General features: G+C 67.1%; 10 protein-coding genes. 9 read left to right on the forward strand and 1 reads right to left on the reverse strand.

The genetic code is table 11. The annotated features are described in order from the left end of the window. On the forward strand, positions 1–1,713 hold a 1,713-nt coding region (locus M6444_RS09660; RefSeq protein WP_298326166.1), incomplete at its 5' end, for an alpha-N-acetylglucosaminidase. Between the two features lie 47 nt (positions 1,714–1,760). Here the strand turns inward: M6444_RS09660 and M6444_RS09665 are convergent. Further along, positions 1,761–2,288: a DapH/DapD/GlmU-related protein gene (locus M6444_RS09665; protein ID WP_363326303.1), complete on the reverse strand. Its 528-nt coding sequence runs from the start codon at positions 2,286–2,288 to the stop codon at positions 1,761–1,763. A gap of 118 nt (positions 2,289–2,406) precedes the next feature. Here M6444_RS09665 and M6444_RS09670 point away from each other — a divergent pair, with 118 nt between their 5' ends. The 8 genes from M6444_RS09670 to M6444_RS09705 all read left to right on the forward strand — a co-directional run. Further along, complete coding sequence (locus M6444_RS09670; protein WP_363326302.1) at positions 2,407–3,330, forward strand: LysR family transcriptional regulator; 924 nt, start codon at positions 2,407–2,409, stop codon at positions 3,328–3,330. 109 nt (positions 3,331–3,439) lie between these two features. After that, positions 3,440–4,180: a FadR/GntR family transcriptional regulator gene (locus tag M6444_RS09675; protein WP_298326176.1), complete on the forward strand. Its 741-nt coding sequence runs from the start codon at positions 3,440–3,442 to the stop codon at positions 4,178–4,180. A 32-nt stretch (positions 4,181–4,212) separates the two neighbouring features. Beyond that, positions 4,213–5,481, forward strand: coding sequence for an extracellular solute-binding protein (locus M6444_RS09680; protein ID WP_298326179.1), 1,269 nt, complete (start codon positions 4,213–4,215; stop codon positions 5,479–5,481). Then, positions 5,478–6,440: a sugar ABC transporter permease gene (locus M6444_RS09685; RefSeq protein WP_298326180.1), complete on the forward strand. Its 963-nt coding sequence runs from the start codon at positions 5,478–5,480 to the stop codon at positions 6,438–6,440. Before M6444_RS09680 ends, M6444_RS09685 begins: the two co-directional genes overlap by 4 nt. Before the next feature lie 7 nt (positions 6,441–6,447). Next, positions 6,448–7,257, forward strand: a complete 810-nt coding sequence (locus M6444_RS09690; protein WP_298326183.1) for a carbohydrate ABC transporter permease — start codon at positions 6,448–6,450, stop codon at positions 7,255–7,257. A gap of 28 nt (positions 7,258–7,285) precedes the next feature. Next, positions 7,286–8,527: an enolase C-terminal domain-like protein gene (locus M6444_RS09695; RefSeq protein WP_298326185.1), complete on the forward strand. Its 1,242-nt coding sequence runs from the start codon at positions 7,286–7,288 to the stop codon at positions 8,525–8,527. A 19-nt stretch (positions 8,528–8,546) separates the two neighbouring features. After that, positions 8,547–9,338, forward strand: a complete 792-nt coding sequence (locus M6444_RS09700; RefSeq protein WP_363326304.1) for an SDR family oxidoreductase — start codon at positions 8,547–8,549, stop codon at positions 9,336–9,338. Between the two features lie 11 nt (positions 9,339–9,349). Next, the coding region (locus M6444_RS09705) for an AGE family epimerase/isomerase (RefSeq protein WP_298326191.1) at positions 9,350–9,918 on the forward strand (569 nt) is incomplete at its 3' end.

The following is a 9,918-nucleotide window of genomic DNA, read 5'->3' on the forward strand; positions in this document are numbered from 1 at the left end:
CCGCTGGCCATCACCGGACACGAAGCCGTCTGGCAGGCCGTCCTGCGCGCTGAAGGCATGTCCGACGAGCGCATCGCGGCCTACCTCGGCGGCTCGACCTACCTGCCGTTCCTGTGGATGGGCTGCCTCGAAGGCTGGGACCGGCCCCTGCCGGAAGGCTGGATCGCCGCACGCGAGCGGCTCGGGCAGCAGATCGTGGCGCGTGAACGCGAGCTGGGTATGCGCCCGGTCCTGCCCGGCTTCGCCGGCCACGTCCCGGCCGAGCTGGCCGACGAGGGCGCGGCCAAGCTGCAGTGGGAGGGGTTCCACACCCGGCAGCTGCCGGCCGATCATCCGCGGTTCATGGCCTTCGCGCAGGCGGTTCGCGCCGAGCAGCGGGCCCGCTTCGGTGGTGACGGCCTGTATGCCACCGACCCGTTCATCGAGATGGTGCCGCCCTCCGGCGAGCCGGAGGCGTTGGCCGACATGGCGCGGCGCATCCTCGACGGCGTCACCGTCGACGATCCCGATGCCGTGTGGGTCTTTCAAGCGTGGCCGTTCTCGTACCGATCGGAGTTCTGGACGCCGGAGCGTGTCCGCGCGTTCCTCGACGCCGTGCCGCCGGAGCGGCTGCTGGTGCTGGACCTGTGGGCTGAGCACGCGCCGCTGTGGAGCTCGACGGACCGGTTCGCTGATCGGCCGTGGTTGTGGTGCATCGTGCACAACTTCGGCCAGCGTTCCGGACTGTTCGGCGACGTGCGGGCGCTCGTGCGCCGGTTCCGGGACGCCGAGGACGGCGCCGCGGCGGATCAGCTGCGGGGGATCGGGCTGGCGATGGAGGGGCTGGGTACGAACCCCGCGGTCTACGACCTGGTCACCGATCTGGCCTGGCGGGAGCCGCCCGACGACCTGGAGAGCTGGCTGACCGCGTGGGCGCAGCGCCGCTACGGCACCGACGACGACCGCGTCCGTGAGATCTGGCGGGTCCTCGCCGCAACGGTCTACGGGCCCGGTCGCGACGTGCTGGTGCCCTCACCGGTCATCCGACGCCCCGGCCTCGACGATCAGGTGAGCGCGGCGTGGGCCCCGGACGACGCGCTCGGCGAACTGGTTCACGCCTGGCGACTCATGCTCGACGTCGCCGACGTGGTGAGTGCCGCGGATGCGTACCGGCGCGACCTGGTCGACCTGACGGTTCAAGTGGTGGGCGGTCTGGCCGGCCGCAGCCGCCGGGCGGTGACCGCCGCCGTGGCGAAGGGGGACCGGGCCGGCGCCTTGCACGCTGGCGCGCGGCTGCTCGAGCTGCTCCACGACCTGGACGACATCCTGGCCACGCGCGCGGAGTACCTACTCGGCCGCTGGATCGCCGAAGCCCGCGACTGGGGAGCCACCCCGACGGAGCGGCTGCACCTGGAGCGTTCCGTACGGCGATTGCTCACCGTCTGGGGACACCCGAACACGAACCTGTACGACTACTCCTGGCGGCACTGGGCCGGTCTGATGCGCGAGTTCTACATCCCGCGGCTGCAGGTGTGGCTGGACTGGATCGCCGACGGCGGCGCCGTCGACGACCCGACAGCGGCAGTCGACCTGGATCGGCGGCTCGCGTCGTTCGAACAGCTGTGGATCGCCGACGGCGCCGTGGGACCGGTCGAGCCTCGTGGCGACGCCGTCGGGCTGGCCGCCCGGCTGTTCGACCGCTGGTCCGGTCACGTGGCCGACGACCAGCCGTAGAACCGGCGTAGGACGGAGGGCCCCGGTCGTCGACGCTGCGACCTGATTCAGCCGATCGTCTTGATCACCCGGGCGGGCACCCCGGCGACCATCGTGCCCGCGGGCACGTCATGGGTGACCACGGCTCCAGCCGCGACCACCGCTCCGGCTCCGATGGTGACCCCCTGCGTGATCACTGCGGCTGTGCCGATCCACACGTCGTCCTCGATCGTGATCGGCGCGAACGAGAGGTGCTCACGGCGCTCGGCGAGCGGCAGCGGGTGCCCTCCGGTGATCAGGCTGACCTTCGGGCCGATCATGACGCCGTCGCCGATGGTGATGCCGCCCTTGTCCATGAAGGTGCACCCCTGGTTGACGAAGACGTTCCGCCCGAACTTCGTGCCGAGTCCGTACTCGGTGAAAAACGGCGGATAGATCGTCACCGACTCCGGCAGCGGTCCGCCGAACACAACTGAGAGTAGTGTCGTGCGCCCCTGCGTGTCGCTGAACGGCAGGATGTTCAGCCGCGAAGTCGCGTCGGTGACCTCCATGATTCGCTCGGCGTGTCGCGCGAACTCAGGGGTCTTGATGTACATGACGTGCTCTGTGCGGGTAGACATGCGGTGATCCCAGCACCGGAGGAGCGAGCGGAGCAAACAACGCGCCGCCAGCTGGCAACAACTGTTGGTTGTAGGTGGAGGTAAGGTCCGCGGCATGGATGTGGCCATGCTCCGTACGTTCGTGACGGCGTCTGAAGCCGGGCAGTTCCAGGCCGCGGCCGACGAGCTGGGGGTCAGCCAGCAAGCCGTCTCCAAACGGATAGCCACGCTGGAGAAGCATCTCGGGGTCGCTCTCCTGGTGCGTACCTCGCGTGGTTCCCGGCTGAGCCTGGACGGACAGGTCTTCCTGCCGCACGCCAAGAAGGTCCTGGCCGCACTCGAACAGGCCGAGCAGTCCGTGCGCCCTGGCAGCCGTCCGCTGCGCGTGGACGTCCTCAACCGGCGCATCGCTCCGGCCCAAGCCGTCTACGACTTCTACCGCGCCCACCCTGGCATCGCCCTGGACGCGGTCGCGATGAGCGACAAGAGCGCCGTGCAGGCGGTGCAGGCGGTGCTCGACGGAGTCGTCGATGCCTCCTTCCGGGCGCTGCCGCCAGACCAGAGGCCGGCCGGGATCAGCGCCGACCGGCTTCTGGACGCGCCGCTGGAAATCCTGGTCGGTCCGGCCCATCCGCTGGCCGACGCCACCTGGGTCCGGCCCGCCGACCTGGCCGGGCACCGCATCTGGATCCCCGGGATCCGGCCCGGCACCGAATGGGCAGCCTTCTACCGGGAGCTCTCCGAGGCCTTCGGGCTGAGCATCGACGCGCTCGGCCCCGACTTCGGTGACGAGGCCCTGATGGATGCCCTGGCCGAGTCTGCTGCGCTGGCCACTGTGGTCGGATCCGGAGACCGGTACGTGTGGCCCCAGGGACACGACCTGCGTCGTATCCCCGTGCGTGAGCCGGCCCCGGTCTACCCGCACGTGCTGCTGTTCCGAACCGGTGACCAGCATCCCGTGCTGACGGCGCTGCGCGCCCACGTACGCGCCAACACGCAGCAGGTCTTGGGTGATACGTGGGCCCCGAGTTGGGCGTGAACCGCACCCAGATCTGAGGAACGCGGCGTCGGGCCTGAACGGCGGCGCACGATGAGGCGACGCTTGACGCCGTCGTGCCGGGGGGCTACGGTCTTCGCCAAATCATCAGATGAGTAGAGGAATCGCGGCGATGGGCGGGATCGGGATGGAGCGGCGAAGTCTCCTGGAGGTACTGACCTCCGGACTGGTCCGGCTCATCGAGGAGGGCAACTACCAGATCGGCGATCGACTGCCGTCGGTGTCGGCGTTGGCCTCTCAGTTCGGCGTGGCCACACCGACCCTGCGTGAAGCAGCCCGCCGGCTCGAAGCGACGGGAACCATCGAGTTCCGGCACGGCTCGGGCATCTACGTCAGTGGCGACACCCGCCGGCTGGTCATCGCCAATCCCAACCGCAGCGACATCGGCGACGTCGCCACCCTCGACGTCCTGGACACCCGGCTACTGATCGAGCCAGAACTCGCCGGCCGGGCAGCTCGCCGTGGTGACGAAACACAGATCGCCGAGATCAAGGCTGAGTTGGCCGCGGCGGCGCAAGCCATCGCCGGGCGGCGCGAACCCGACATCACCCAGATGAACATGCGATTCCACGTCGCCATCGCTCGAGCAGCCGGCAACCAGGTCCTCACCGAAACCCTGCAGTCGACGGTCGAGCTGTACGAGCCGCAACAGCGTGTGATCGGTGACCTGTACGCCGACCTGCAACACGACCATGAAGAACACAGCTCGATCTATGACGCGATCGCCCACCGTGACCCGGTCAAGGCGGCTGAGTTGATGCGCGCCCACCTCGAGGGCGTGATCGCCGTCGTGAGTCGCAAGCTTCGCGAGCACGCGGACTCCGACCAGTAGACAGACCCCAGGACCAACCGAAGGAAGTCATCATGATCCGTCGAAAGTCATTGGTCGCCGCCGCTGCGGCCGTCCTGATGATCAGCGCGTGCGCCAGCGGGTCCGAGACCAGTGGAGGCTCGGACGACACGCTCAGCCTGAACGGCGACCGGGCCGACTTCGTCGAAGCGTACGAAGCCGTGGGAGCCGAGCTCCAGGAGATCACCGGGTACGGCATCGACCCACGCAACGTGCCGAGCACCGAGAACTATCAGCAGGTCATCCGCTCGTCCTTGCAGTCCAACAGTGCGACCGACCTGGTCAAGTGGTGGAGCGGCTACCGCCTGCAGGACCTGGCCCGCTCCGGTGGCTTGGTCAACCTCGACGCCGAGTGGGAAGCCGCCGTGGACAACGGGTGGGTCAACCCGGACACGGCACCGAGCTTCTCCTACGACGGCCACGTGTACGCCATGCCCATGTACAAGTCGTACTGGGTGATCTTCTACAACAAGAAGATCTACGACGATCTCGGCCTGTCGGTCCCCACGACGTGGGACGAGTTCATCGGCAACGCGCAGGCGATCAAGGACGCCGGAATCACACCGTTCTTCGCTACGCAGGAAGCCGGCTGGACGTCGTTCATCTGGTTCGGCGAGATCCTCAGCAAGCTCGACCCACAGTTCTACACCGATCTGATGAACGGCGAGGCGAGCTACACCGACGAGCCCGCCCGTCAGGCGATGCAGATCTGGGCGGACATGTACGCGAAGGGCTTCTTCACCTCGCCCGACACCGCCTGGGACGACGAGCCGGCGCTGTTGAAGAGCGGTGAGGTCGCCATGGTGCCCATGGGGACCTGGCGCAACGCGATCTTCACCGAGAACGGCATGACCGACGACGACTACGGCGCCTTCGTCATGCCGACGATCACCCCGGACGTGGCCCCGTCGGTGATCATCGAAAGTGGCGTGTTCGCGGTGCCGGAGAAGGCACCGAACAAGGACGCCGCCGTCGAAGCGCTCGGTGAGTGGTTGAACCCCGACGTCCAAGAGGTGTGGGTCGACGAGATCAACGACATCTCGGCCAACCCCGAGGTCCCGATCGAGAACCCGGTCCTGACGTCGGTGACCGAGCAGGTGCAGCAGAGCGAGCCGTTGGAGCTCGAGCGCTACTGGGAAGCCAGCCCGCCGGCGCTGGTGGAGGGGAACGTCAAGGACCTAGCGACCTTCATGGTCCAGCCGTCGCCGGACAACATCGACGCGACTCTGCAGAAGATGCAGGAGCGAGCCGATGAAGAGTGGGCCAAGTGGGAGCAGGGGTGACCGAGCCCGCTGGCCAGACCGCGGTACGCCCGCGCGCGCCTGAACCGGAACGGAAGGCGCCGCGGGCCCGCAACCGGGGTTCGAACGTTCGTTACGACGGGTTCGCCGCCCGGGCGGGCAGCGCCGTTCATCTGCTGCCCGCCGTGCTCCTCGTCGGTGTCCTGCTGCTGGTGCCGTTCGGCTACACGGTCTACCAGAGCCTGACCGACTACGACGGACTCAGCACCGCGCAGTTCGTCGGGCTCGACAATTACGTGGCCTTGTTCGGCGAGGAACGGTTCCATCGTTCCCTGCTCAACACGGTGATCTGGATGGTCGGGACGCTGTTGCTCCCGGTCCTGCTCGGACTGATGATCGCGGTGCTGACCAACGCCAGTGGCTGGGCGACGTGGGTCCGCTACGCCTTCGTGCTCCCCTACGCCATCTCCGGTACGGCCACCGCAGTGATCTGGGGTTTCATGCTGCGCAGCGATGGCGCGATCAATCAGGTGCTCGGCGCGTTCGGCCTGGACGAGCTCCAACGTGAGTGGCTGCTGTCCTGGCCGATGAACACGATCGTGATGATTCTGGCCAACACCTGGCAGGCAGTCGGCATCGCGGTGATCCTCTTCCTCGTCGGCTTGCAGACCGTGCCGCGCGAGACCGTCGAGGCCGGGATGCTCGACGGCGCCAGCGGGTTCCGGCTCTTCCGCAGCATCGTCTTTCCGCAGCTGCGCCCGGTGACTGTCGTGGTGGTGGGCATCTCGATCGCCAACAGCCTGCGCGTGTTCGACGTCATCTGGCTGCTGACCAACGGCGGACCGGGCTGGGTCTCGGAAACCTTGGCCGTGACGATGTACCGCATGACGTTCGTACTCAGTGAGTACGGTCACGGTTCGGCCGTAGCAGTCGTGCTGGCGGTCATCGTCGTCTCAGTGTCGTGGGTTTACCTGCGCCAACAGATGCCGAAGCGGGGATGAGATCACGATGGGACGTTTCGTACGTAATGGATTCCTGATCGCCCTCGCGATTCTCTGGCTGGTTCCGACGTATCTGCTCATCGTCAACGCGATGACGCCGCACGAGAAATACACCGGCTCGCCTCGGTGGATCCCGAACGGGTTCGGCTTTTTCGACAACCTCGCTCGAGCGTGGGATTCCGCAGAACTCGGGCTGGGCCTGTACAACAGCCTGCTCTATGCGACGTTGTCCGCAGGAATCGCCGTCTTCGCTGCGGCGCTGGCGTCGTTCGCGGTCGTCATCATGCCCACGCGCCGGCGGGGTCTGTGGTTCTGGCTGATCTACACGGGTACCTTGCTGCCGTTGCAGATCTTCCTGGCTCCGCTGTTCAAGGCCTACGTCAACGTCAACCTCTACGACACGCAGTTGGGCATGGTGCTGATCTACGCCGCGCTGTGTGTGCCGTTCGCGTTCTTCGTGGTGCGCAACTACTTGACGACGGTCCCGAGCGAGGTCACCGAAGCCGCTCAGCTCGACGGCGCCGGATGGGGTCGCTTGTTCTGGCAGATCCACCTGCCGTTGGTGAAGTCCTCGCTGCAGGCCGCGTTCGTGTTCCAGTTCACCTGGGTGTGGAGCGACCTGCTCTTCGGTATCACGCTGTCGACCAGCCCCAACATCCGCCCGGTGATGGCGGCGTTGGCTGAGCTCAACAGCGGCTACTCCAGCCTGGGCCCACCGATCGTGCTGTCTGCCGCACTGTTCGTGTCACTGCCGACGGTGGTGCTGTTCCTCACGTTCCAACGCTTTTTCGCTTCCAGTCTCAAGCCAGTCGGCTGACAGCACGAAATCACAACAAGGGGACCAGATGAAGATTCGCGATATCCGGGCAACGACGGTGGCAGTGCCACTCGAGGCGCCATTGCTGCACTCCAACGGGGCGCACTGGGGCCGATTCGTCCGGACCATCGTCGAAGTCGAAGCCGACAACGGATTGATCGGCCTGGGGGAGTTGGGTGGCGGCGGCGAGAGCGCCGAAGCAGCCATCGTCGCGCTCAAGAAGTACCTGGTCGGCCATGATCCGTTGATGCTCGAGGCGTTGCGATTCGCGATCGCCAATCCGACAGCGAGCCTCTACAACAATCGGACTCAATTGCTTGCCGCGATCGAGTTCGCCTGTCTCGACCTCGTCGGACAAGACCTCGGTGTCCCGGTGTCGGAGTTGTTGGGCGGGCGGATACGTGATCAGGTGCCGTTCGCGTCGTACCTGTTCTTCCGGTATGCCGATCCGTCGACCGGTCGCGGCGAGATCCGTACCGCCGAACAACTCGTCGACGAGGCTCGCAGTCTCAAGGAACGGTACGGATTCAGCGTTCACAAACTCAAAGGTGGCGTGTTCGACCCCGACTACGAGTTGGAGTGCTTTCGAGCACTGGCCGAGGCGACCGACGGCGACCTTCTGCGCTATGACCCGAACGCCGCGTTGTCCGTCGCCGAGGCGCGACGGTTCGGCGCGGCGATCCGCGACCTGCCCAACGACTACTACGAGGACCCGACCTGGGGGCTCGGCGGGCTCCGGCAGTTGCGCGACCTCGGGCTGCAGATCGCTACGAACACCGTCGTGATCAACTTCGAACAGCTCGCGGCCAACGTGCTCGACCGCGCCGTCGACGTCGTCCTGCTCGACACGACGTTCTGGGGCGGAATCCGGGCGTGTGTGAAGGCCGCCACCGTGTGCGACACGTTCCAACTCGGAGTGTCGGTGCACTCATCCGGCGAGCTCGGCATCCAGCTGGCCACCATGCTGCACCTCGGTGCCGCCCTGCCGAATCTCGACCGAGCTGCGGATGCGCACTACCACCACCTCGAGGACGACGTGATCGCCGGGGGCATGTTCCAGTACGTCGACGGCGCCATCGCGGTGCCGGACGGTCCCGGGCTCGGGGTTCAGCTCGATCGAGACAAGGTGGCGCAGTACGCCGAGTTGTACCGCGAGCTCGGCGGTTACCCCTACGACCGCGATCCCGGGCGGCCGAGCTGGTACGCCACGTCGCACCACCAGCGCTGGGCCGACCCCAAAGCTCCGCAACCCGACAGTCTCCAGTGGTGATCGCACGATGAATCAGTCCCTGCACGACTTCGACGGCAAGGTGGCCATCGTCGCCGGCGGCTCGGCCGGGATCGGGCAAGCCGCGGCGCACCGGCTCGCCGCCGGTGGCGCGTCGGTTGCGGTGTGCGGGATCTCGTCGGACGAGGTCGATGCCACCGTGACCGAACTGTGCGAGTACGGCGATGCCCGTGGTGCGGTCGTCGACGTCCGGGACGAGGCGGCGGCAGCGGAGTTCGTCCGCGCCACGGTGCAGGCCTACGGCGGACTCGACGTGCTCGTCTACTCCGCCGGGGTGCAGCGGTACGGAACCGTCGAGACCACCAGCCGTGAGTTGTGGAACGAGGTCATCGACATCAACCTCACCGGTTGCTACGTGATGGCCAAGCTCGCGGTTCCCCACCTGCGGGAGCGAGGCGGCGGCGCCATCGTCAACGTGTCGTCGATCCAGGCGACGGCGGCGCAGGCCGCGGTCGCGGCCTACGCCGTCAGCAAGGCGGGCATCACCGCGCTGACTCGCTCGATCGCGGTCGATTACGCGGCGGAGAACATCCGCGCCAACGCCGTGTGCCCGGGCTCGGTGGACACGCCTATGTTGCGCTGGGCCGCCGAACGCTTCAAGGGCGAGCGCACGGCGGAGGAGACCGTCGCCTCCTGGGGTTCGACTCATCCGCTGGGCCGGGTCGCCACGTCCGCCGAGGTCGCCGAGGTCATCGCCTTCCTCGCCAGCGACCGGGCCTCGTTCGTCACCGGCGCCGACTATCGCGTCGACGGCGGCGTGCTGGCGGTCAACCCGGCGTCGCCAATCAACTGAGAGGAGACGGTGTGGGCACCGGCAGGTACGACATCGGCACGCCGGAGCATGAGCGGTGGCTGGCTGCGGAAGCAGACCGGTTGCTCGAGTTCTATCGGGCTGCCGCCGACAAGTCGGGCGGCGGCTTCTGGTGGCTCGATCGCCAGGGCAATCCCCAGCCGGAACAGGGCAAACAGCTGTGGCTCAACGCCCGCATGGTTCACGGCTTCGCGTTAGGTGCCCTCAGCGGTCGAGACGACCTTCGGGCCCTGGTCACGCACGGGGTGGAGTTCCTGGCCGAAGGGCCCCTGCACGACGCGGATCACGGCGGGTGGATGTGGTCGACCGACGCCGACGGCGCCGTCGTGGATACCAGCAAGCAGGCCTACGGCCATGCCTTCGTGCTGTTGGCCAGCTGTTCGGCGCAGCTGGCCGGGGTCGACGCGAGCTCGCTGCGCGACGAGGTCGTGAGCATCATCGACCAGCGTTACTGGCGCGAAGCTGACGGATTGTGCGTGGACACCTACGACCGCACGTGGAGTGACCTCGAGCGGTACCGAGGCCAGAACGCCAACATGCACCTGGTCGAGGCGTTCCTCGC

Origin of the sequence: Haloactinopolyspora sp. (assembly GCF_027324685.1) — a bacterium.
GTDB lineage: Bacteria > Actinomycetota > Actinomycetes > Jiangellales > Jiangellaceae > Haloactinopolyspora.